This window comes from Sphingomonas koreensis, assembly GCF_002797435.1.
Taxonomy (GTDB): Bacteria; Pseudomonadota; Alphaproteobacteria; order Sphingomonadales; family Sphingomonadaceae; genus Sphingomonas; species Sphingomonas koreensis.
In genome coordinates this window covers 1,368,881-1,391,215 of the sequence record NZ_PGEN01000001.1, presented here as the reverse complement: position 1 = coordinate 1,391,215, position 22,335 = coordinate 1,368,881, and the positions used below count along the sequence as shown (strand labels likewise).

Annotated in this window: 21 protein-coding genes; 14 read left to right on the top strand and 7 right to left on the bottom strand. The window is 66.1% G+C overall.

What is annotated here, in order from left to right:
- Nucleotides 1–104 precede the first annotated feature (104 nt).
- The 4 genes from BDW16_RS06515 to BDW16_RS06500 are packed head-to-tail and all read left to right on the top strand — an operon-like array spanning nt 105 to nt 4,855.
- On the top strand, nt 105–1,538 hold the full coding sequence (locus tag BDW16_RS06515) for an efflux transporter outer membrane subunit (protein ID WP_066579711.1): 1,434 nt from the start codon (nt 105–107) through the stop codon (nt 1,536–1,538).
- The gene (locus BDW16_RS06510; protein WP_066579682.1) at nt 1,538–2,938 is read left to right on the top strand and encodes an efflux RND transporter periplasmic adaptor subunit; all 1,401 of its coding nucleotides are present in this window, start codon (nt 1,538–1,540) and stop codon (nt 2,936–2,938) included. The genes BDW16_RS06515 and BDW16_RS06510 overlap by 1 nt, the downstream gene beginning before the upstream one ends.
- A complete protein-coding gene (locus tag BDW16_RS06505) occupies nt 2,847–3,647 on the top strand; it encodes an ABC transporter ATP-binding protein (protein ID WP_083954342.1) in 801 nt (266 codons plus the stop codon). Before BDW16_RS06510 ends, BDW16_RS06505 begins: the two co-directional genes overlap by 92 nt.
- Entirely contained in the window at nt 3,647–4,855 is a 1,209-nt protein-coding gene (locus BDW16_RS06500) for an ABC transporter permease (protein WP_066579683.1), read from the top strand. Before BDW16_RS06505 ends, BDW16_RS06500 begins: the two co-directional genes overlap by 1 nt.
- Here the strand turns inward: BDW16_RS06500 and BDW16_RS06495 are convergent, their stop codons facing one another.
- Nucleotides 4,856–5,713: a DMT family transporter gene (locus tag BDW16_RS06495; RefSeq protein ID WP_066579686.1), complete on the bottom strand. Its 858-nt coding sequence runs from the start codon at nt 5,711–5,713 to the stop codon at nt 4,856–4,858.
- Entirely contained in the window at nt 5,706–6,278 is a 573-nt protein-coding gene (locus tag BDW16_RS06490) for a nucleotidyltransferase family protein (RefSeq protein ID WP_066579689.1), read from the bottom strand. The genes BDW16_RS06495 and BDW16_RS06490 overlap by 8 nt, the downstream gene beginning before the upstream one ends.
- Before the next feature lie 64 nt (nt 6,279–6,342).
- On the opposite strand from BDW16_RS06490, the gene BDW16_RS06485 reads away from it, so the two are divergent.
- Nucleotides 6,343–7,398, top strand: a complete 1,056-nt coding sequence (locus BDW16_RS06485; RefSeq protein ID WP_083954343.1) for a glycerophosphodiester phosphodiesterase — start codon at nt 6,343–6,345, stop codon at nt 7,396–7,398.
- A gap of 19 nt (nt 7,399–7,417) precedes the next feature.
- Nucleotides 7,418–7,711, top strand: coding sequence for a hypothetical protein (locus tag BDW16_RS06480; RefSeq protein WP_066579693.1), 294 nt, complete (start codon nt 7,418–7,420; stop codon nt 7,709–7,711).
- Here the strand turns inward: BDW16_RS06480 and BDW16_RS06475 are convergent.
- Entirely contained in the window at nt 7,708–8,433 is a 726-nt protein-coding gene (locus tag BDW16_RS06475; protein WP_066579695.1) for an alpha/beta fold hydrolase, read from the bottom strand. The genes BDW16_RS06480 and BDW16_RS06475 overlap by 4 nt on opposite strands.
- 102 nt (nt 8,434–8,535) lie before the next feature.
- Here BDW16_RS06475 and phhA point away from each other — a divergent pair, with 102 nt between their 5' ends.
- Both phhA and acs read left to right on the top strand, forming a co-directional pair.
- The gene (phhA, locus tag BDW16_RS06470; protein ID WP_066579697.1) at nt 8,536–9,402 is read left to right on the top strand and encodes a phenylalanine 4-monooxygenase; all 867 of its coding nucleotides are present in this window, start codon (nt 8,536–8,538) and stop codon (nt 9,400–9,402) included.
- Between the two features lie 114 nt (nt 9,403–9,516).
- Nucleotides 9,517–11,454, top strand: coding sequence for an acetate--CoA ligase (gene acs, locus BDW16_RS06465; RefSeq protein ID WP_066579701.1), 1,938 nt, complete (start codon nt 9,517–9,519; stop codon nt 11,452–11,454).
- A 71-nt stretch (nt 11,455–11,525) separates the two neighbouring features.
- Here acs and BDW16_RS06460 read toward each other — a convergent pair whose 3' ends face one another.
- Nucleotides 11,526–13,142 carry a peptide MFS transporter gene (locus tag BDW16_RS06460; RefSeq protein ID WP_066579715.1) on the bottom strand — a complete coding sequence of 539 codons (1,617 nt, stop codon included), beginning with the start codon at nt 13,140–13,142 and terminating at the stop codon, nt 11,526–11,528.
- Between the two features lie 216 nt (nt 13,143–13,358).
- On the opposite strand from BDW16_RS06460, the gene BDW16_RS06455 reads away from it, so the two are divergent.
- The gene (locus BDW16_RS06455) at nt 13,359–13,958 is read left to right on the top strand and encodes a nitroreductase family protein (RefSeq protein ID WP_066579703.1); all 600 of its coding nucleotides are present in this window, start codon (nt 13,359–13,361) and stop codon (nt 13,956–13,958) included.
- A 52-nt stretch (nt 13,959–14,010) separates the two neighbouring features.
- The gene (locus BDW16_RS06450) at nt 14,011–14,367 is read left to right on the top strand and encodes a GntR family transcriptional regulator (RefSeq protein WP_066579705.1); all 357 of its coding nucleotides are present in this window, start codon (nt 14,011–14,013) and stop codon (nt 14,365–14,367) included.
- 130 nt (nt 14,368–14,497) lie between these two features.
- Here the strand turns inward: BDW16_RS06450 and BDW16_RS06445 are convergent, their stop codons facing one another.
- Nucleotides 14,498–16,204, bottom strand: coding sequence for an acyl-CoA dehydrogenase family protein (locus tag BDW16_RS06445; RefSeq protein ID WP_066579706.1), 1,707 nt, complete (start codon nt 16,202–16,204; stop codon nt 14,498–14,500).
- A gap of 45 nt (nt 16,205–16,249) precedes the next feature.
- Between BDW16_RS06445 and BDW16_RS06440 the strand changes: the two genes are divergently transcribed.
- Both BDW16_RS06440 and aqpZ read left to right on the top strand, forming a co-directional pair.
- A complete protein-coding gene (locus BDW16_RS06440) occupies nt 16,250–17,203 on the top strand; it encodes an L-threonylcarbamoyladenylate synthase (RefSeq protein ID WP_066579708.1) in 954 nt (317 codons plus the stop codon).
- A 171-nt stretch (nt 17,204–17,374) separates the two neighbouring features.
- Complete coding sequence (gene aqpZ / locus BDW16_RS06435; RefSeq protein ID WP_066579717.1) at nt 17,375–18,106, top strand: aquaporin Z; 732 nt, start codon at nt 17,375–17,377, stop codon at nt 18,104–18,106.
- A 51-nt stretch (nt 18,107–18,157) separates the two neighbouring features.
- Here the strand turns inward: aqpZ and msrA are convergent, their stop codons facing one another.
- On the bottom strand, nt 18,158–18,703 hold the full coding sequence (gene msrA, locus BDW16_RS06430; protein WP_066579710.1) for a peptide-methionine (S)-S-oxide reductase MsrA: 546 nt from the start codon (nt 18,701–18,703) through the stop codon (nt 18,158–18,160).
- A 189-nt stretch (nt 18,704–18,892) separates the two neighbouring features.
- On the opposite strand from msrA, the gene galE reads away from it, so the two are divergent.
- Nucleotides 18,893–19,888, top strand: coding sequence for a UDP-glucose 4-epimerase GalE (gene galE, locus BDW16_RS06425; protein WP_066580961.1), 996 nt, complete (start codon nt 18,893–18,895; stop codon nt 19,886–19,888).
- Complete coding sequence (locus BDW16_RS06420; protein WP_066580874.1) at nt 19,885–20,508, top strand: MarC family protein; 624 nt, start codon at nt 19,885–19,887, stop codon at nt 20,506–20,508. The genes galE and BDW16_RS06420 overlap by 4 nt, the downstream gene beginning before the upstream one ends.
- A 3-nt stretch (nt 20,509–20,511) precedes the next feature.
- Here the strand turns inward: BDW16_RS06420 and BDW16_RS06415 are convergent, their stop codons facing one another.
- Nucleotides 20,512–22,311 carry an AcrB/AcrD/AcrF family protein gene (locus tag BDW16_RS06415; RefSeq protein WP_241230591.1) on the bottom strand — a complete coding sequence of 600 codons (1,800 nt, stop codon included), beginning with the start codon at nt 22,309–22,311 and terminating at the stop codon, nt 20,512–20,514.
- Nucleotides 22,312–22,335: the final 24 nt, after the last annotated feature.

The following is a 22,335-nucleotide window of genomic DNA, read 5'->3' as shown; positions in this document are numbered from 1 at the left end:
CGCGCAACCGGATCGTTTCGGCGGCGTTCAAACCCCGGGGTGTACAATTTGCGACAATGTTTTGATGGACGCGACCGGCTGACCTGACCAGTTTCGGAGGCATGATGACCCGTCCGACGATCCTGATGACGCTCATCGCGCTGCCGCTCGCCGGTTGCGCCGCCGGGCCGGATTACCGGCCGAAAGGCGCGTCCGAGCTGGGCGTGCCGTCCGCTTACTCGGTCGAAGCGCGGCAAGAGGCGCAAGCGGACCTTCGCCAATGGTGGGCAGTGTTCGACGACCCGTTGCTGACCCGGCTGGTCGAACAGGCGGCGACGCAGAATCTCGATGTCGCTCAGGCTGTGGCCCGGCTGCGGCAGGCACGCGAGGCGCTGGTCCAGTCGCGGGCCTCGCTCCTCCCTGATGTCAGCGCAGGCGCCGGGGCTTCGCGGACCGAAGGTATTGCCGGCCAGTCGGGCGGCACGTCCAGCTTCTCGCTCGGCGCCGATGTCAATTATCAGGCCGACCTGTTCGGCGGCGTCCGTCGTGGTGTCGAGGCCAGCCGCGCGCAACTTGACGCCAGCGGCTATGACTATGCCACGGTGCTGATCTCCACTCAGGCAGAGATCGCGCGCAACTATATCCTCGCCCGCGCCGCGCAGGCGCAGCTTGCCAATGCGCGGGACAGCCTCGCCATCCAGGACGACAATCTGGAGATCGCCGGTTTCCGCGTTCAGGCGGGCCTCGTCTCCTCGCTCGACCAGGAGCAGGCACGTGCCAGCCGCGCACAGACCGCGGCGTCGATCCCCAATATCGAGGCGAGCTACAACAATGCGGTTTCCCGGCTCGGCGTGCTGACGGGGCAGGCCCCCGGCGCGCTGAAGGGCGAGATGGAAGCGGCGCGCCCGGTTCCACAAGGGCCGGCAGCGATCGCAGTGGGCATCCCCGCCGATACGTTGCGCCAGCGCCCCGATGTGCGCGCCGCCGAACGCAGCCTTGCCGCGGCGGTAGCGGGGATCGGCGTGGCGGAGGCGCGACTTTATCCTTCGCTCTCGCTGGGCGGAAGCATCGATGCCGGCGCGCCCAACCTCGGCGGTATCTTCGACGTCATCACCGGCCGCGTCTTCGCCAACATCGCGCAGACGATCTTCGATGCGGGGCGCACCCGATCGCAGATCCGGTCGGCGCAGGCGGCGGCGGACGGCGCCTTCTACGGCTACAAGCAGACGGTGCTGAACGCGCTCGAGGATGTCGAGAATGCGGTCGTCGCGCTGCAGGCGGCACAGCGCCGCGAGCGCGAGTTCACGATCGCGCTCGATGCGGCGAACAACAGCGCGATCCTCTCGCGCAGCTCGTACCGCGCCGGCCTCGCCGATTTCCTGACGCTCAGCCAGAGCGAATCCGCGCTGATTTCTGCGCGCAACGGGCTGCTTCAGGCGCGTTCGGATCAGGCGACGGCGCTGATCCAGCTCTATCTCGCACTCGGCGGCGGCTGGGACGCGGGCACCATCCCCATGCCGGAGCGCGTTCCCGCGCCCTCTACGCCAGGACAGAATTGATGGCCGAACCAGCAAACCCCAAGCTCGATGAATTCCTCGGCGGCAAGGTGACCCCGGTGTGGCAGCGCTACGCCAAATGGATCGCGCTCGTGCTTGTGGTGATCGCGGTGGCGTTCGGCCTGTGGCGCTATTTCGCGAGCAGTGAGCAGGCGGGTTACGCAACGCAGAAGGTGGAGCGCGGAGCGCTGACCGTCACCGTCTCGGCCACCGGCAAGCTCGCGCCGACCAATCAGGTTCAGGTCGGTTCGGAACTTTCGGGCCTGATCACCAAGGTGCTCGTGGACGTCAACGATCGCGTGACCGCGGGCCAGTCGCTCGCGCTGATCGACCCCTCGCGCCTCGACGACACGATCAAGCAGAGCGAGGCGGCGGTCGCCGCGGCGCAAGCGACGGTCGCGCAGAATCAGGCGACGGTGATCGAGGCGCGCGCCCAGCTCAACCGCTTCCAGGAAGTGAGCCGCCTGTCGGGCGGACGCGTGCCGGCCAAGACCGAGATGGACAATGCCCGCGCGGCCCTCGCCCGCGCGGCGGCGACACTACGCGCCAGCCAGGCGCAGGTCGTCTCGCAACAGGCCGCGCTGCGTTCGAACCAGACCCAGCGCGACAAGGCGATCATCCGCTCGCCCGTCAATGGCGTCGTGCTCGCGCGGCAGGTCGAACCTGGCCAGACCGTCGCGGCCTCGTTCAACACCCCGACGCTGTTCGTGATCGCCGAGGATCTGAGCGCGATGGAGCTGGAGGTCGCGATCGATGAGGCGGATGTCGGCCAGGTCAAGGACGGGCAGAAGGCGAACTTCACAGTGGATGCATTCCCGGGCGAGACTTTCCCGGCGGCGATCCGGCGCGTCGATGTCGGATCGAACCTCTCGGCGCAGACCAGCACATCGTCGTCTACCTCCTCGACCACGAGCGCGCAGGTGGTTTCCTATGGCGCCACGCTCAGCGTGGCCAATGCCGAGCAGAAGCTGCGCCCGGGCATGACCGCGACCGCGGAAATCGTCACGCTGCAGAAGAACAACGTCCTGCTTGTGCCCAACGCCGCCCTGCGCTTCACTCCCACCGACGCGAATGCACCGCAGGCGGGCGGCGGCATGGCCGGTGCACTGGTTCCCCGTCGTGGGCGGCGCGGGCAGGGCGGCGCGGAGAAGTCGGCGACGATCGGCCGCGGCGCCCGCCAGACAGTCTATGTGAAGGGTGCCGACGGCAAGCCGCAGGCGATCGAGGTGACCACCGGCGACACCAACGGCCAGGTCACCGAAATCCTCTCGGGCGACCTCAAGGAAGGGATGGAGGTCATCACCGGCCAATATGCAGGTGAGCGCTCCGGTTCCGGCCAGCGCAAGTCCGGCGGCGGCGGCGGTCAGCGGCGGCAGGGCGGTGGGGGCGCTACGGGTGGCTGACGCCGATCCCATCATCCGTCTGCGCAACATCACCAAGGTGTTCGGCGAGGGGGCGACGGCGTTCCAGGCGCTCAAGGGGGTCGATCTCGACATCGCCGAGCGCGATTTCGTCGCGGTGATGGGGCCTTCGGGGTCGGGCAAATCGACGACGATGAACATCCTTGGCTGCCTCGACGTGCCGACCAGCGGCGAGTTCCTCTTCAAGGGCGTGTATATCGAGACGCTCGATCGCGACCAGCGAGCGCTGGTGCGGCGCAAATATCTCGGCTTCGTGTTCCAGGGGTTCAACCTGCTCTCGCGCACCAATGCGCTCGAGAATGTCGAGCTGCCACTGCTCTATCGGGGCGAGGACAAGAAGGTCCGGCATGAGCTGGGCATGGCAGCGCTGGAAAAGGTCGGCCTTGCCGACTGGTGGGATCATACCCCGGCCGAGCTGTCGGGCGGCCAGCCGCAGCGCGTCGCGATCGCGCGCGCGATCGTCACCAGCCCCGCGGTGCTGCTCGCCGACGAGCCGACCGGTAATCTCGATTCGGCGCGTTCGGTCGAGATCATGGAATTGCTCACCAGCCTCAACAAGGACAGCGGCATCACCGTGCTGATGGTCACGCACGAGCCCGACATGGCCGCGTTCGCGCGCACCATCGTCCACTTCAAGGACGGGCTGGTCGAACGGACCGAGGCTGGAAACGGCGCGGGGGTTCCAGCCTGATGCTCGGGACCACCTTCACCCTCGCGATCCGGTCGATCCTGCGGCACAAGCTGCGCTCGTTCCTGACCACGCTCGGCATCATCATCGGCGTCGCCGCGGTGGTGGCGATGGTGACTTTGGGCAAGGCGACCACGGCGGCAGTGCAGCAGCAGATCGCCAGCCTCGGCACCAACATCCTTCAGGTGCGTCCTGGCCAGGGCTTCGGCCGCGGCGGCGGCGGTCCGCGACCGCCCGATTTCGAGGAAGCCGATGTCGAGGCGGTGAAGGAGCAGATCGCCGGCGTCACCGCGGTCGCCCCTCAGGCACAGACCACCGGCACCGCGATCCATGAAGGCGCCAACTGGTCGACGACGATCAACGGCACGACCAATGACTTCTTCAAGGTCCAGCCCTGGCCTCTTACCGCCGGCCGCGCCTTCTCCCCGGCCGAGGAAGCGGCGGGCAAGTCGGTCTGCATCATCGGCAATACGGTGCGCCAGAACCTGTTCCGCGGCGGAAGCGCCGTGGGCCAGCGGATGCGGATCAACAATATCTCGTGCGACGTGATCGGGACGCTCTCGACCCGCGGCCAGGCCGGCTTCGGCGGCGATCAGGACGATGTCGTGATCATGCCGATCAAGATGGTCCAGCGCCGCTTCACGGGCAATCGCGACATCAGGCTGATGCTGGTGGGCGTCGATCAGGCCTATGACAGCGCGCAGGTCCAGTCGTCGCTCAGCGATCTGCTGCGCGAGCGCCGGCGGATCGAGCCGGGGGCGGAGGACAATTTCAACATCTTCGACACCGCGCAGATCAGCGCGACGCTGACCGGTACCACCACCTTGCTGACCCAGATCGTCGCGGCGGTCGCCGGGATCAGCCTGATCGTCGGCGGGATCGGGATCATGAACATCATGCTGGTGTCGGTGACCGAGCGCACGCGCGAAATCGGTATCCGCCTCGCCATCGGCGCGATCGCAAGCGAGGTGCTGCTGCAATTCCTGGTCGAGGCGATCGTGCTGTCGATGCTCGGCGGCGTGATCGGATTGGCGCTCGCGCAGCTGGTGATCGCCATCATCACGCCGTTGATGCAGGTGCCGTGGACGTTCGACCTGCAGATCAACGTCATCGCCTTCCTCATCTCTGCGGCGATTGGCGTGGTGTTCGGCTTCTTCCCGGCGCGCCGCGCGGCGAGCCTCAACCCGATCGACGCGCTTCGGCACGAATAGTCAGCTAAACTGGAGCAGTACCAATCCAGCTGCGAGCGTGATCGCCGCGACGATGCGTCGCCGCCCCAGCCCCTCGCCCAGGAAGCGCGTGCCGATCACTGCCGCCCAGACCACTGCGGTCTCGCGTAGCGCCGAGACCTTGGCGACCTCGATCAGTGAATAGGCGTAGAGTGCTGCCCCGAACGAGGCGATCGAGAGTGCGCCCGCGATGGCGCCGGTTCGCCAGGTCTCGGCGATCGCGCGCCGCAACTCGCGACGCCGCAGGATCAGCGCGGTCGCGGTCACGCAGATGGCGTCGAGCATGAACAGCCAGACGATATAGGTGAAGGGATCGGGCGCCACGCGCACGCCGCGCGCATCGGTCATGTTGTACAGTGCGACCCCCAGCGCCGTGGCCAGCGCCCAGCCCATCGCCGCCTTGTCGGGATGCGCGCGTAAGGAGACACCGCGTGCGGGAAGCGCGAAGACGATCACCGCGCCGGTCGCGATCAACAGTCCGAGCCAGCCGATCGCGGGTAGATGCTCGCGCAGAATCACAACCGCGAACCCTGCCGTCAGCAACGGAGCTGCACCGCGCATGATCGGAAAGACAAGGCTCAGTTCACCGCGTTGCATCGCCCGGATCAGGCAGATCTGGTAGAAGAAATGCGCCGGGATCGCCCAGGCCAGCGCTTGCCAGGTCGCGGCGTTCGGGAGCGGTACGATCAGCGCGAACGGGGCGACCAACAGCGCCGCGATCGACGACAAGGTCGCGCGGCCGGCGAGGATGTCCTGCCCCTTCTTCACCGCCGTATTGGCGAGTGCCAGCGTGAACGCCGAGAACAGGCCCAATGCGATCGCCAGCGCCTGGCTATCCATGGATCAGCTTCGCCAGGTCTCCGGGTGTGTCGACATCCACCAGTTCGGCGGGGGAGGTGACGACATGATGTCCCTGCTTCACCAGATCGCGCACGGCCATGTCGTCCGTGCTGCGCAAAAGCCGGTCGAAATGTGCAGCGCCGAACAGGACTGGCGGGCGCGGGATAACACCGTCGCTTGACGCCACGATTGCGTCTGGTCCCTCGGCCCGGTCGAGCAGGCGATAGACATGGGTCGCGGTGACGCGCGGCATGTCGGCGAAGGCGATCAGCACCGCCTCTGCCGCCCCCGCACATGCGGCTTCGATCCCGAGGCGCAGCGACCGGCCAAGGCCCGCTTCCGGATCGTCATTGCGAACGATCCGGTACCCGCATGCCGCCAGATCAAGCCGGGTGCCGGAAACCACCGCAACCCGTTCGCAGAACGGCACGCCCTCGAGCGCGACCACGACATGCAATCCCAGCGGACGCCCGAGATAGGGCGCCATCAGCTTGTCCGCGCCGCCGAAGCGCCGGGACCGGCCTGCAGCCAGCAGCACCAGTGCGACGCGTTCGGGCTGAATCATGGGCTGCCTCAATGCTGTCATGCGAATCGAATAGCCGATCGGGCGATTTGAAGGAGATAGGGAGATGCCGGACCTGTGGCGAGCCGTGCTTGCACTGACTATGGTCGCGGTTCCCGCCGCCGCGAAGGACGCGACCATGCCTGCCCAGAAGCCCATCGTCATCGCGCATCGCGGCGCCAGTGGCGAGCGGCCCGAGCATACGCTTGCCGCCTATGAACTGGCGATCGAGCAGGGCGCTGACTTCATCGAACCCGATCTGGTGATGACGCGGGATGGTCAGCTCGTCGCTCGGCACGAGAACAACATCACCGATACCACCGATGTCGCCTCGCGGCCCGAATTCAGGGATCGCAAGACGAGCAAGACGATCGACGGCACCAGGCATAGCGGCTGGTTCACCGAAGATTTCACGCTCGCCGAACTCAAGACGCTGCGTGCGAAGGAGCGGCTGCCTTTGCTCCGCCGCGGCAATACCAAGTTCGACGGCCAGTTCGAGGTGCCGACGCTGCGCGAGGTGATCGCTCTCGCCAAATCGGCCTCGGCAAAGACCGGCCGCACGATCGGCATCTACCCCGAGACCAAGCACCCGAGCTATTTCGCCTCGATCGGCCTGCCGCTGGAGGCGGCGTTGGTCGCTGAGCTCGGGGCTGCGGACTGGGACCGTGCCGATGCGCCGGTGTTCATCCAGTCGTTCGAAGTGAACAACCTCAAGGCGCTGGCAAAGCTGACGAAGGTGCCGCTGATCCAGCTGATGGATGCGGAAGGCGGCCCCGCCGATGGCGCGCAGCCGAGCTATGCGGCGATGATCACGCCCGAGGGCTTGAAGGCGGTCGCCGCCTATGCCGCCGGCATCGGCCCGGCCAAGGTGATGGCGGTGAAGGCCGACGGTACCGTCACGCCGCTGGTGGCGGACGCGCATGCGGCGGGCCTCAAGGTCCATCCCTGGACCTTCCGCGCGGAGAATTTCTTCCTTCCTTCAGGGCTGCGCGGCGGGATCAACCCGGCCGGGCACGGGCGGCTGGGCGAGGAGATTTCGCGCCATCTCGCGGCCGGTGTGGATGGCTTCTTCACCGATTTCCCCTATCAGGGCGTAGAGGCGCGCGATCGGCATGTTCGCTGACCGCCCGGGAGAGAGCAGGATGCGTAAGGGTTTGATTCTGGCGGTCGCGGCGCTGCCGCTGCTGACCGGCGGCTGCCTCAGGACCGCGGCGAGCATCGTTACGGCCCCGGTCAAGGTGGTCGGCAAGACCGCGGACTGGGCGACCACCAGCCAGGACGAAGCCGACCGCAATGCCGGCCGCAAGCTGCGCAAGCAGGAAGCGCGCGAAGGCCGAGAGCGCAAGAAGCACGAGGAGGCATGCCGCAAGGATCCCGACACTTGCGGGCCCTATCAGGGCTATCGCGCCGGCGACCCCGAACTCGAGGACAATTAGGACGCTTGCGCGCCGCGCCCCAGCGTATCGGCGATGGCGCGCAGCACTTCGGGTTTCATCTGAACCCACAGATGCGAGCTGTCGACCTCGATCGAACGCGCATCGCCCTGTTCGGCCTCATGACAGCACATGCCGTTGACCAGCCCGTCGTTGCGGCTCCAGATCGCCGTGGCGGGAACGGGCAGGGGTGTCGCGGCTTCCTCGAGCCAGGCGCGCACTGCCGGGTCGTCGGCGCGTTGTCCGCAGACCAGCTCGAACACGCGCCAGACATTGGTTGCGGTGGGCAGGCCCGCAAAAGGCGAGCTTACCGTGATCACTTCACGCACCAGTTCGGGATGCCGGTGCGCAGCGACGCGCGCCATGATCCCGCCCAGGCTGACCCCGATCAACGTGACCTTCTCGCCCGTCTCGTCATGGATGGCGGCGATCCGTTCGAACAGCCGTTCGCCCTCCCTGCCGATCGCGCGCGGGCCGAAATTGCGCCCCAGCTCCCATGGCAGCGCGCGATAGCCGAGCGCATCGAGATAGCGGCGCATGACGATATTCGAGAGGTCGCTGTTGACCAGGCCGGGCAGCGTCAGCACGGGGCGGCCGTCGCCGCGCGGCGCCTGCATCAATTCGGGCCAGGCGAAGGGCAGGGTCGATAAACCCCATGCCGCGCGGGGCCACTCGGAGAGCATCACCGCCATCGGCGGGGCCTTTGCATCGAGGTTCAACGCCATCTCACCACCTTGTAACCGAGATAGGGGGCGATGCGAGCGTTTCTAGGGCATGCTGCAGCGCAACTTGTTTCCGTTGTTACGATAGCCATGATATGATGCAGCATGAGCAATGAAACCCATGTTCTCGACCGCCCGCCCGAGGGTGCGGCGGCCGACTGGACGATCCCGCAGAATTGGGACGCCTTCACTGCGGAAGAACATGGCGTGTGGGACACGCTGTTCGAACGCCAGATCAAGCTGCTGCCCGGCCGCGCGTCGAAAGCGTATCTGCATGGGCTTGAGCTGCTTAAGCTCTCCGACGGCGGCATCCCGAATTTCGAGGAGCTGTCGGAACGGCTGGTGAAGCTGACCGGCTGGCAGGTCGTGGCCGTGCCCGGCCTCGTTCCCGACGACGTGTTCTTCGATCACATGGCCAATCGCCGTTTCGTCGCGGGCAATTTCATCCGCCGCCCCGATCAGCTCGACTATCTGCAGGAGCCGGACGTCTTCCACGACGTGTTCGGCCATGTCCCGATGCTCGCCGATCCGGTCTTCGCCGACTATATGGAGGCCTATGGCCGCGGCGGCGGCCGGGCGATGGAACTGGGCGCGCTCAAGCAGCTTTCGCGTCTCTATTGGTACACCGTCGAATTCGGGCTGATCGAGGAAGCGGGCGACCTGCGCATCTATGGCTCGGGCATCGTATCCAGTTCCGCCGAGAGCCGTTTCGCGCTGGAGAGCGACAGCCCCAATCGCATCGGTTTCGATCTCAAGCGGGTGATGCGTACCGAGTACCGGATCGACGACTTCCAGCAGAATTATTTCGTGATCCCGAGCTTTGAAACCCTGCTCCGGGCGACCGTCGAGACCGACTTTGCACCGCTCTATGCCGAGATCCTCGCCCAGCCCGATATCCCGATCGCAGAGATCGTGGCGGGCGACCGGGTGATCACCCACGGCACGCAGGAATATGCCAATTCGAAGGCCTGATCCGCACGGACCTTCGCCTGAGATCGCTATCACTGAAGCTTAAGGTCGCAAAAGCGCCGTTGGCGTTGCCTTTTCCGGGCCGGAAACTACAGCTCCGGCCCGAAGGGAGAGGCAATGACCGGCGAGATTCATCCAGTTCCTGCGGAATGGGCACGGGAGGCGCGTTACGATGCGGCGGGCTATGAGCAGCTTTATGGGCGCTCGATCGCCGATCCGGGCAGCTTCTGGCTCGATCAGGCGAAGCGTCTCGACTGGGTGAAACGTCCGGAACTGGCGGGCGACTGGTCGTTCGATGAGAGCGATTTCCGCATCGAATGGTTTGCGGACGGCAAGCTCAACGTCGCGGCGAACTGCATCGACCGGCATCTGGCGAGCCGCGGTGACGAGGTCGCGATCATCTGGGAGCCGGACGATCCCGCCGAGGCGTCGCGCCAGTTCACCTATCGCGAGCTTCATGAAGAGGTCTGCCGCTTCGCCAATGTGCTGAAGGGCCAGGGCGTCAAGAAGGGCGACCGCGTCACCATCTACATGCCGATGATCCCCGAAGCGGCGTTCGCGATCCTCGCCTGCGCGCGATTGGGCGCGATCCATTCGGTGGTGTTCGGCGGCTTCTCGCCCGAGGCGCTGGCGGGACGCATCACCGATTGCGACAGCAGCGTCGTGATCACCGCCGACGAGGGCCGTCGCGGCGGCAAGCGCATCGCGCTCAAGGCCAATGTCGATGCCGCGGCCGAGCGTGCGCCGGCGCTTGAGAAGGTGATCGTGGTCAAGGCAACCGGCGGTCATGTGACGATGACCCCGGGCCGCGATGTCTGGTATCACGAGGCTGCGGCGGGCGTGGGTACCGACTGTCCGGCGGAGACGATGAACGCGGAGGATCCACTGTTCATCCTCTATACCTCGGGCTCGACCGGCAAGCCCAAGGGCGTGCTCCACACCAGCGCGGGCTATCTGCTCTGGGCGAGCCTGACGCATGAGCTGGCTTTCGATTATCGCCCCGGCAATGTCTGGTGGTGCGCGGCCGATATCGGCTGGGTCACCGGGCACAGCTACATCCTCTACGGTCCCCTCGCCAATGGCGCGACGACCTTGATGTATGAAGGCCTGCCCAACTGGCCCGACGCCAGCCGCATCTGGCAGGTGGTGGATCGGCATAACGTCCACACCATCTTCACTGCCCCGACGGCGCTGCGCGCGCTGATGAAGGACGGCGATGATTTCGTGACGAAGACCAGCCGCACGTCGCTGCGTCTGCTCGGCACGGTCGGCGAGCCGATCAACCCGGAAGCATGGCGCTGGTATCATGAGGTGGTGGGCGAAAGCCGCTGCCCGATCATCGACACCTGGTGGCAGACCGAGACCGGCGGGGCGATGATCGCGCCGATGCCGGGCGCGACGGACCTCAAGCCCGGTAGCGCTACGCGGCCGCTGCCCGGGGTCGATCCGCAGCTGGTCGATAGCGAGGGCGCGGTGCTGCACGGCGCGACCGAGGGTAACCTCGTCATCGCGCGCAGCTGGCCGGGGCAGATGCGCACCGTCTGGGGCGATCATGAACGCTTCTTCCAGACCTATTTCACAACTTATCCCGGCAAATATTTCACCGGCGACGGCTGCCGCCGCGACGAGGATGGCTATTACTGGATCACCGGGCGGGTCGACGACGTCATCAACGTCAGCGGCCATCGCATGGGTACGGCCGAGGTCGAGAGCGCGCTGGTGCTCCATCCCAAGGTCGCCGAGGCCGCGGTCGTCGGCATGCCGCACGATGTGAAGGGCCAGGGCATCTACGCCTATGTCACGCTCAACGCCGGCTGCGCCGCCGACGACGCGCTGCGCGCCGAGCTGGTGAAGTGGGTCCGTACCGAGATCGGCCCGATCGCCACGCCCGACGCGCTCCAGTTCGCACCGGGCCTGCCCAAGACCCGTTCGGGCAAGATCATGCGCCGCATCCTGCGCAAGATCGCCGAAGGCGATGTCTCGTCGCTGGGTGACACCTCGACCCTCGCCGATCCGTCGGTGGTCGACGATCTGGTGGCGAACCGCGTGGGATGAGCCGCGCGAGATAACGGACACCAAAAAGGGCGCGGGGAGTGATCCCCGCGCCCTCTTCTTGTCGGCTTTGCTCAGACCCGCTTGGTCTCGAGATCCGGACGGGTACCTGCCGCTTGCGCCTCCGCCAGCTCCGCCTGACCCGCCAGCGGGTCGTCCTTGAGCGTGTCGAGGTGCATCCAGCGCCGCACGACCGGGCTGAACAGCAACACCGCCACGCCCACGCCGATCGCGATCCAGCCGAACAGGTCATAGATGTCGAGCAGTCCGGCCTTGGTCATCTTGCCGTCGTGACCGCCAGTCGCTTCGCCGATCTTGCCGGCGACGAAATTGCCGACCGCGGTCATGTAGAACCACGCGCCCATGATGAGCGAGGCGAGGAACTTGGGCGCGAGCCGGTTCATTGCGGAGAGGCCGACGGGCGAGAGGCAGAGCTCGGCGGTAGTCGCGAACAGATAATAGGCGAAGACGAGGAAGACCGGGGTCATCGCTTCGATGCCCCATGCATGCGCGCCCCACACCAGCACCAGATTGGCGAGGCCCATCTGGAGCAGGGCGATGCCGAACTTCGCCGGCGCCGACGGCTCAAGCCCGCGCTTGCCGAGGAACTGCCACAGGCCGGCAAAGAGCGGCGCGAACAAGATGATGTAGATCGGGTTGATCGACTGGAAGATGCCGGCCGGCACGCCGCCGCGATCGACGAACTCGTTGGTGAACAGGTTCATCGATCCACCGGCCTGTTCGAACAGGCCCCAGAAGATCGGGTTGAGCGAGATCAGGAACAGGATCGCGAACATGCGCTCGCGGGGTTCCTTGGGCAGCTTGAAGCTTTCGTAGAGCACGTAGCCCAGCAGCGCGACGCCCGAGATGGCGAGCAGCGTCTGAATGACGTCCTGATACTGGACCAGCGCCCAGATCACCGCGACCGAGGCGAGACCGACGCCGTACAGCGCAAATTCGCGCGCGCGCGTCAGCGGCGCTGGCGCTTCGCCGGCACCGCGGAGCGACGCCTTGCCCAGCACGAACACGATCAGCCCGGCGAGCATGCCGATCCCGGCGAGGCCGAAGCCATAGCCCCAGCCAATGGTCTGGCCGAGATAGGCGACCAGGATGGTGCCGAGCGCGGCGCCGACGTTGATGCCCATGTAGAAGATCGTATAGGCCGCGTCGCGGCGCGTGTCGGTGAGGTTGTAGAGCTGTCCGACCATCACCGAGATGTTGGCCTTGAGGAAGCCCGAGCCGACGATGATGAAGGCGAGCGCCGCCCAGAAGACGTTGATCGTCGGATCATTCTGCCCGCCGGTGCCCTCGACCGCCATCAGTGAATGGCCCGCGGCCAGCAACAGGCCGCCGAAGATCACCGCCTTGCGCTGCCCGAGATACCGGTCGGCGAGATAGCCGCCGAGCACCGGGGTGATGTAGACCAGCGACGTATAGGCGCCGTAGATCAGGTTCGACTTGCCGTCCGAGAACAGCCAGTGCTGGGTCAGGTAGAAGATCAGGATTGCGCGCATGCCGTAGTAGGAGAAACGCTCCCACATCTCGGCGAAGAACAGCATGTACAGGCCCTTGGGGTGGCCGGCGAATTCGGGTTTGCGGCTGGCTGCGATCATCGCGCCGCCTGCGAGGAAGGCGAAGAGCAGGACCGTGGCGATCACGGCGATCCACTCGGCCTCAGCCCATAGGCTCATGTCTTTGAAATGCGGCAAGGCTTGACCCCTTATCTAATGCCATGCGGCGCTGCTCTCCTGAACGGCGCATAAAGATACGAGCGACCCTAGCGGCGAAACCTCACATGTTGAAGCATGATTGTTACAAGGGAAACCGTGCCCCGTAATCGGGTTGTCGATTGAGAATCGTTCGCAATGACCCTTTGCGGCGCGCGGCGAAGCGGCTAACGGGCCGGCATGACTTTCAACGACCGCTCGACTCCGCTCTCGCTGCTCGCCACCCGCCGTTCCGGCAAGGCACGCGACATGATCGCGCCCGGCCCGGATGCGGGCGAGCTCGACCAGATCCTTGAGATCGCCGCGCGTACGCCGGATCATGGCAAGCTGGCACCCTGGCGTTTCGTGATCGTGCCGACGGATCAACGCGATTCGCTCGCGGCCGCGATCGTCGATGCCTACCGCGCGGAAAAGCCGGGGGCTGGGCGGCTGGAGATCGAGGCGATGGACCAGTTTGCGCGGCAGGCGCCGGCGCTGGTCGTCGTGCTCGCCTCGCCGAAGGTCGAAAGCCATATCCCGCTCTGGGAGCAGGAATTGTCGGTCGGTGCGGCGACGATGAACCTCGAACATGCCGTGCACGCGATGGGCTATGCCGCCTGCTGGCTTACCGGCTGGGCGGCGTTCAGCGACCGGGTGCGCGACCTGTTCGGCGCCGCTCCCGAACGAATCGCAGGCTTCGTGTTCATCGGCACGCCGGGCAAGCCGCTGGAGGAGCGTCCCCGGCCGGACATGGCGAAAACCGTGTCGATCTGGGCCGGGCCGGCGGCAGGCGGTAACTGACGAAACCTTCTTTGGTATGGATGTTTCCGCTCCCATGCTGTATTAAGGCAGCATGACAGCGCTTGAGCATGAAGACAGCCCGGTTTATCTGAAGCTGCGTGCCAGCATCGCGACGGCGATTCTGCGTGGCGAATACCGGGCGGGGGACCAGTTGCCGTCGGTGCGCGCGCTCGCCGCCGAACACGGCGCCAACCCGCTGACCGTCGCCAAGGCCTATCAGAGCTTCCAGGACGACGGCTATGTCGAGGTGCGCCGCGGCGTCGGCATGTTCGTCCTGCCCGGCGCGGTCGAACGGCTGAAGGTCGCAGAGCGCGACCGCTTCCTCACCAGCTACTGGCCCAAGGTGCGCGAGCATATCGGCCTGCTCGGGCTGAGCGCGCATGAGTTGCTGGACCGCGAGATCGCCTGACCCCCGACTCCCACCGTCGTCATCCCGGCCTTTTGCCGGGATCCACGGTGCCTTGCACTATGCCTCCAAGCGCCTCGACCCTTGCTCACCTCCCGAGGGACCCCGGCACAAGGCGGGGTGACGAGTATGACTAGGCGGCAAAGGTCTCCGCATTGATCGAGTACAGCACATCCGCGTCCGCCAGCGCGGCCGCCTTAAGGCCCATTGCTTCCGGCACGATCTGCTCAACGTAGAACCGAGCCGCGGCCTGCTTCATCGCCAGAAAGGCCGGATCGCCCTCCGCGCTCGCCGCGATGCCGCATTGCTTCTCCATCAACCAGCCGCACACCGCGACCGACAGCATCGTCAGGAACGGATAGGAGCCAGCCAGCCGGTCCTCGACCTCGCTCGCCAGCATGTGCCGCCCGACTTCCTCGCACGCTTCGATCAGCGCGATGAGCCCGGCATCCTGCGCCTCGCTCCGCACTTGCGCGGTCAGCGCAAACAAGGTGCCGCCATTGTCCATGCTCAGCTTGCGGCCGACGAGATCGGCGGCCTGAATGCCGTTGGTGCCCTCGTAGATCGGGGTGATGCGCGCGTCGCGAAAATGCTGGGCGGCGCCGGTCTCCTCGATATAGCCCATGCCACCATGTACCTGGACGCCCAGGCTCGCGACCTCGTTGCCGATGTCGGTGCCGTGCGCCTTGGCCAGCGGGGTGAGCAGCTCGAGCCGCGCCTTCGCCGCCGCTTCGCCGGCGTTCGCCCGATCCACCATCGAAGCGGCGAGATAGACCAGCGCGCGGGCCGCCATCGTCTGCGCCTTCATCCGCATCAGCATGCGGCGCACATCGGGATGCTCGATGATCGCTACCGGCTCGCGGCCATGCCCGGCGCGTGCCGACTGGACGCGTTCGCGGGCATAGGCGACGGCGCGCTGGGTCGCGCGCTCGGCGACCTGCACCCCCTGAAGTCCGACATTGAGCCGCGCATTGTTCATCATCGTGAACATCGCGCGCATGCCGCCCAGTTCCGGCCCGATCAGCTCGCCCACGCAATCGCCATTGTCGCCGAACGAGAGAACGCAGGTGGGGGAGGCGTGCAGTCCCATCTTGTGTTCGATCGATACGACGCGGACATCGTTGAATTCGCCCGGATTGCCGTTGGCATCGAGCCGGTACTTCGGGACGAGGAACAGCGAGATGCCCTTGGTCCCCGGCGGGGCATCGGGTGTGCGGGCGAGGACGAGGTGGACGATGTTGTCCGCCATGTCGTGATCGCCGAAGCTGATGAAGATTTTGGTCCCGGTGATCGACCATTTGCCGTCGGCGCGCGGCGTGGCGCGGCTCTTGAGCGCGCCGACGTCGCTGCCCGCCTGCGGTTCGGTGAGGTTCATCGTCCCGGTCCACTCGCCGGTCGAAAGCTTGGGCAGCCACAGGTCCTGCTGCTCGGGCGTGCCATGGTGAACCAGCGATTCGATCGCGCCGACGTTCAGCGTCGGGCACAACGCGAAGCCGGTATTGGCGGTACCAAGCGTTTCCAGCACTGCGGTCGCGAGGGTGAAGGGCAGGCCCTGGCCGCCATAGGCTTCGGGCGATCCGATCGTGCCCCAGCCCCCCTCGACATAGGCCTTGTACGCCTCGGGATAGCCTGCGGGCATCTTCACCCCCTCGGGCGTCCATTTCGCGCCGACGGTATCGCCGGCGCGATCGAGCGGCGCCCATTCGCCCGCGGCGAACGCGCCCGCGCCTTCGAGCACGGCATCGACCAGATCGGGAGTCGCTGCTTCGGACAGCTCCGAAATGCCGGCGATATGCTCCAGCGCGAAACGCTGCTCTGCAGTGGCGGGGGTGAAGCTCATCGGTCCTCTCTTGCCGTCATTTTTGCCTCGCTATAGCCAGAGGACATGGCCGCTCCAAATCCGCTGATCGAAACCCTGATCTTACCCTACGGCGAGGCTGCGATCGCACGTGCCGCCGGGGTGATCGATGGGGGGGGATGCGTCGCGATTCCGACCGAGACAGTCTATGGGCTCGCCGCCGATGCCACGAATCGCGATGCGGTGGCGGGCGTCTATGCCGCCAAGGGGCGTCCGTCGTTCAATCCGCTGATCGTGCATGTCACGGATCGGCGGGCGGCCGAGAAGATCGCGTTGTTCGACCGGGATGCGCGCGCGCTCGCCGATGCTTTCTGGCCCGGCCCGCTCACGCTGGTGCTGCCGTTGCGGCCGGAAGCTGAAATCGCCGGCATCGTGACCGCGGGGCTCGATACCGTCGCGATCCGCGTGCCCCAGCATCGCGCGATGCAGGCGTTGCTCGCGGCCAGCGGCAAGCCGCTCGCCGCACCCTCGGCCAATGCCAGCGGTACGATCAGCCCGACGCGTGCTGCGCATGTCGCAGTCAGCCTGCATGGCCGCATCCCGTTGATCGTCGACGATGGCCCCACCAGCGGCGGCATCGAATCGACCATCGTCGCGCTCGGCGGCAATCCGCGGCTGCTGCGTCCCGGCCCGATTCCGGCAGAGGCGATCGAGCGCGAGATCGGGCGCTGGCTTTCCGGGGGAAGCGAGGCGATCGAGGCGCCCGGGCAGCTCGCCAGCCACTATGCGCCTACCAAACCGGTCCGGCTCGATGCGACCGAGCGCTGCGCGGACGAATGGCTGATCGGCTTTGGCGCAGTGGCGGGTAACGACACGCTTTCCGCCGCCGGCGATCTGATCGAGGCGGCAGCGGCTCTGTTCGATGCGCTTCACCGTGCCGACGATTCGGATTGCGCGGCGATTGCCGTCGCGCCCGTTCCCGACAAGGGTATCGGCGTTGCGATCAATGATCGCCTCCGCCGCGCCGCGCACCGTCCATAGTACGAGACCGGCCCGCTCCCTGCTGCCATTGGGTGGCCGGGTGGGGCGGGTCCGGCGCTGCTTCAGCCAGGCTGAACTTCAAGCAAAGCCTTTACACCCACGCAACGACCCCTAGTCTCCCGCTTGCCGCGTTCAGGGCGAGTGTTCGAACACGAGAGTGGGAGAGACATGATGACCAATGTGCAACGGGGGCTGGCCGAACTGGTCGGCACATTCTGGCTGGTCTTTGGCGGCTGCGGCAGCGCGGTGCTGGCGGCGGCGTTTCCGGAAGTCGGCATCGGGTTGCTTGGGGTATCGTTCGCCTTCGGCCTGACGGTGCTGACAATGGCCTATTCGATCGGGCACATTTCGGGCTGCCATCTCAATCCGGCGGTGACGTTCGGCCTGTGGGCCGGGGGGCGCTTTGCGGGCAAGGATATTCCGCTCTATGTCGTCGCGCAGGTGATCGGCGCCGTGATCGCGGCATGGCTGCTTTATTGTATCGCAAGCGGTGCGCCGGGGGGATACGACCTCGCGGGCGGGCTCGCCGCGAACGGCTTTGGCGAGCATTCGCCGGGCAAGTTCAATCTCCAGTCGGCGCTGGCGATCGAGGTCGTGCTGACCTTCATGTTCGTAGTCATCATCATGGGATCGACCGACAGCCGTGCGCCCGCGGGTTTCGCGCCGATCGCGATCGGTCTTGCACTGATGCTGATCCACCTCATCTCGATTCCGGTCACCAACACCTCGGTCAATCCGGCGCGCAGCACCGGGCCGGCGCTGATCGTCGGCGGTTGGGCCATCAGCCAGCTCTGGTTGTTCTGGGTGGCGCCGATCGTCGGCGGCGTGCTCGGCGGGATCTTCTACAAGGCGCTCGGCGCCGATGCGTCGAAGCGGCCCCCGGTGGAGGGTGCGCCGCTCTAGGCCGGCCTTTGTGTTTCATCACCCCGGTGCGCGCCGGGGTGATGGAGGACTTCAGGCCTGAGCGCCTTCCTTGATCCGGTTGGCGAAGCTCTTGCGCAGCTTGTTGAGCTTGGGCGGAATTACCGCCAGGCAATAGGGATTGCGCTGGCCTTCGCCTTCCCAATAATCCTGATGATAGCCCTCGGCCGGCCACCAGGTGTCGTTCGCCTCGATCGTGGTGACGATCGGCGCAGGCCATTCGCTGGCGTTGCGCTCGATCCCGGCCTTTGCCGCTTCCTCCTGCTCGGGCGACTGCGGGAAGATCGCCGACCGGTACTGCGTGCCGACGTCGTTGCCCTGGCGGTTGAGCTGGGTCGGATCGTGCGTCGCGAAGAAGATGTCGAGCAGGTCGCCATAGCTGATCTGCGCGGGGTCGAATACGACCTTCAGCGCCTCGGCATGGCCAGTATCGCCACCGCAAACCGCCTTGTAGGTCGGTTCGGGCACGTGCCCGCCGATATAGCCGCTTTCGACTGACTCGACGCCGATCAGGTCCTTGAACACGGCTTCCACGCACCAGAAGCAGCCGCCCGCGAGAATTGCGGTTTCGGTGGTCATTCGCTTCAACTCCTTGCTACGCCATGCAAGATAGGGTTGAGCGGGCGGCGTAACTAGTATCTGTTTCAGCTGCGCTGAAACAGGGCGGCACCGGCCCGCTCCCCCACCCGGCAACCCAGCGCTAGCGTCATATGGGTGGCCGGGTGGGGGAGCGGGCCGGTGCTTCTTCTCTCGAAGAGGACAGGAATGATGCGCGACGGCGCGGTGATGGTGACGGGCGGGGCGGGCTATATCGGCAGCCATGCGGTGCTGGCCCTGCTCGATGCAGGCTGGCGCGTCGTGGTGCTCGACAATCTCGTCACCGGGTTCGACTGGGCGGTCGATCCGCGCGCAAACCTGGTGGTCGCCAATGTCGCCGACGATGATAAGGTCCGCGCGGCGATCCGCGAGCACGGCATCACCGCGATCATGCACTTCGCCGGATCTGTCGTGGTTCCGGAATCGGTCAGCGACCCGCTCAAATATTATCGCAACAACACCGCGGCATCCCGCAGCCTGATCGAGAGCGCGGTGGCCGAAGGGGTGAAGCACTTCATCTTCTCCTCCACCGCAGCGACCTACGGCATTCCCAAAGTCGTCCCCGTGCGTGAGGATTCGCCGCAGCTGCCGATCAACCCCTATGGCATGTCGAAGCTGATGACCGAGCATATGCTTCGCGACGTCGCGGCGGCGCACCCGCTAAACTTCGCCGCCCTGCGCTATTTCAACGTCGCCGGTGCCGATCCGCAGGGCCGCTCGGGTCAGAGTACTGCGGGCGCGACTCACTTGATCAAGGTCGCGGTCGAGGCGGCGACCGGCAAGCGTGACGGCGTGTCGGTGTTCGGCACCGATTTCGCTACGCGCGACGGCACCGGGGTGCGCGACTATATCCATGTCACCGATCTCGCTGCGGCGCATGTCGATGCGCTCGACCTGCTGGTCGCGGAACCCAGGCAGAGCCACTTCCTCAACGCCGGCTACGGACGGGGCTATTCGGTGCTCGAAGTGCTCGACGCGGTCGATCGCGTGACCAATGTGAAGATCGAGCGCCGCCTCGAAGGGCGCCGTGCAGGCGATCCGGATGAGCTGATCTCGGACAATCGCGCGATCCTCGAAGCGCTGCCGTGGCGGCCGAAGCATGACGATCTCGACCGAATCGTGAAGGATGCGCTCGCCTGGGAGCGCAAGCTGGCGGAGCGCGCATGATCGAGCTGTTTCTCTCCGCCTTCGCTACGCTGTTCGTGGTGATCGACCCGCCGGGCTGCGCGCCGATCTATGCAGGCCTGACCAAGGGCGCGCCGCTCGCGCAGCAGCGCAGCATGGCGATTCGTGCGGTGGTGATTGCCAGCGCTATCCTGCTGGTGTTCGCACTGGTCGGAGAGGCGCTGCTCAAGACGCTCGGCATCAGTCTCAATGCCTTCCGCATCGCGGGCGGGATCATGCTGTTCATCATCGCGCTGGAGATGGTGTTCGAAAAGCGTCAGGAACGCCGCGAGGACCGCGCCAACAAGATCATGGAGACGCCCGAGGTCGAGGACGTTTCGGTCTTTCCGATGGGCATGCCGATGATCGCGGGGCCGGGCTCGATCGCGACCGTGATGCTGCTCGTCTCGCGCAGCGACGGGGCGGGTGAGACTGCGGTGGTATTCGCCGCGCTCGGGCTGGTGCTGATCCTGACCCTGATCGCGCTGCTCGCCGCCGGACCGCTGATGCGGCTGCTCGGCGCCAAGATCGAATCGGTCATCACCCGCCTGCTCGGCGTGCTGCTCTCGGCCCTGGCGATCCAGTTCGTGATCGACGGGATCAAGCGCAGCTTCGGGCTGTAGCAGCTATTTGTCGTAGCGGATCCGCCACAGCCGGTAGGGCGCCTTTTCGGGCAGCTTCACCGGATCGAGCCAGGTGAACGTCTTGCCCTTGGCAAGCTGACCGTAGAAGCCGCTGGGCGCGCGGCTGCGGTAGATGGTCGTCTCGGCCATGTTGGGGCAGACCAGCAGGTACTGCGCGCCATAGCGCTTGGCGATGCCGCGGAACGCGTCGGGGCTGCCCGCAAAGGCGTGGTGGACGTCGAGAATCGCCTGTTCGTTGCGATGATAGGGCCCGGCGATCCCTTTGTGATGCGTCATCACGATCAGCCGGGGCCCCAGATCGACATGGGTGAACAGCGTCGCAGGCGGCAGCGACCGGTCGATGAGCGACATGCCGGGCGCACTGGCGCAGCGCGCATTGGCGCGGTTGACCACGCTGCGCGCCTTTTGCGGCTTATCGACCTTCACATATTTGACGACGAAGCCGGTGAAGAGGCCTGAGAACAGCAGGAACGCCACCACCGCGCCTACGACGCGTACCGCCATATACTTCTGATTGAGGAACCACGGCACGATCATCCACACCAGCGCAGTCGCGCCGGGGATGGCGAGCAGCTGTGCCGCCGGTCCGGCACGGATCTGCCATAGCAGCATCGCTCCGGCGAAGGCGGTGAACAGCCCGATCGCGATCCAGCTGGTCAGCTGCACCGCCGATGCACGGGCGCGCCAGGCTGCGACGGCGGCGCCGATGACCCCGATCACCGGAAGAACCGCGATCGGGAACCCCATCGCAAAGCTGTGGCGGTAGATCGGTCGCGCCTCGCGCACATTGCTCAACCAGATGTCGTAGAGCTCGTCCGACACGCCCTCGGGGCGCGACAGGCATTGCGGGAACAGCGCGGCGAACCCGCCCGCGATTGCCGCTCCCGCTACCGCAGCGAGCCCCAGCCGGGCAACTCGGTTGGCCGGATTGAGCAGGCTGATCGCAAACAGCAGCAAGCCCGCCGCAATCGTCACCGACAGCCATACCGGGGTCAGCGCGTCGCAGCGCATCGCATAGTTGGCGTTCGAGGCGAAGACCGCAAACCCGATCGTGCTTCCACCCGCCAGCGACAGCGCATAGGCCTGCATCCGCCGCACCTCGCCGCCGTCCCAAACCCAGCGCAATGTCACGATCGCTCCAGCTATTGCGCAATAGGGCAGCAGTTCGAGCCCGATGGTGAGCGACGCGGCGCTTGAAAGCCCGACGATCACCCCGCCGCGCGCGCCTTTGGGATCGGCGATGCCCGCCAGCGTCAGCGCGAGGCAGGCGAGCTGCCAGCCGTGATGATCGATGCGCAGCGGCATGAACATCAGCATCGTCGCGCCGCAGCCGAGCAGGATGATCGTGGCGATCGGCCAGACGGCCGGCGCGACTAGTCGCCGCACGGTCGCGCCGAGCGCAGCCATCGTTACGGCAAGCGGCAGCAGCGGGGCGATGCCGCATGCCAGCCGTTCGGCCATCGGCGTTCCGACGAACGGCTTGAACAACAGGATCAGCGCGGCCAGCGGCAGATCGACCAGCCGCGACCAGTGGATGTCGAGCCCGCCCGGGGGGCTGAGGCGATACTGGCGCAGATCGTACCAGCCCTGCCCGTCGAGCAGCGCGCGGACCTGCATTAGCCGCATATTGTCGTCGGTGTCGCCAAGGGCCAGCGCGTTTATCTGCCCCCAGCGATCCCACAGGAACCATGCGGCGATCAACGCCCAGGCCAGCAGCGTCCAGCGCAGCCAGTGGACCGACAATTCCCGTTCCAGATCGAAGCCACGCACTGCGTTGGTCAAAACCGCTTCCCCTACCGATTGATG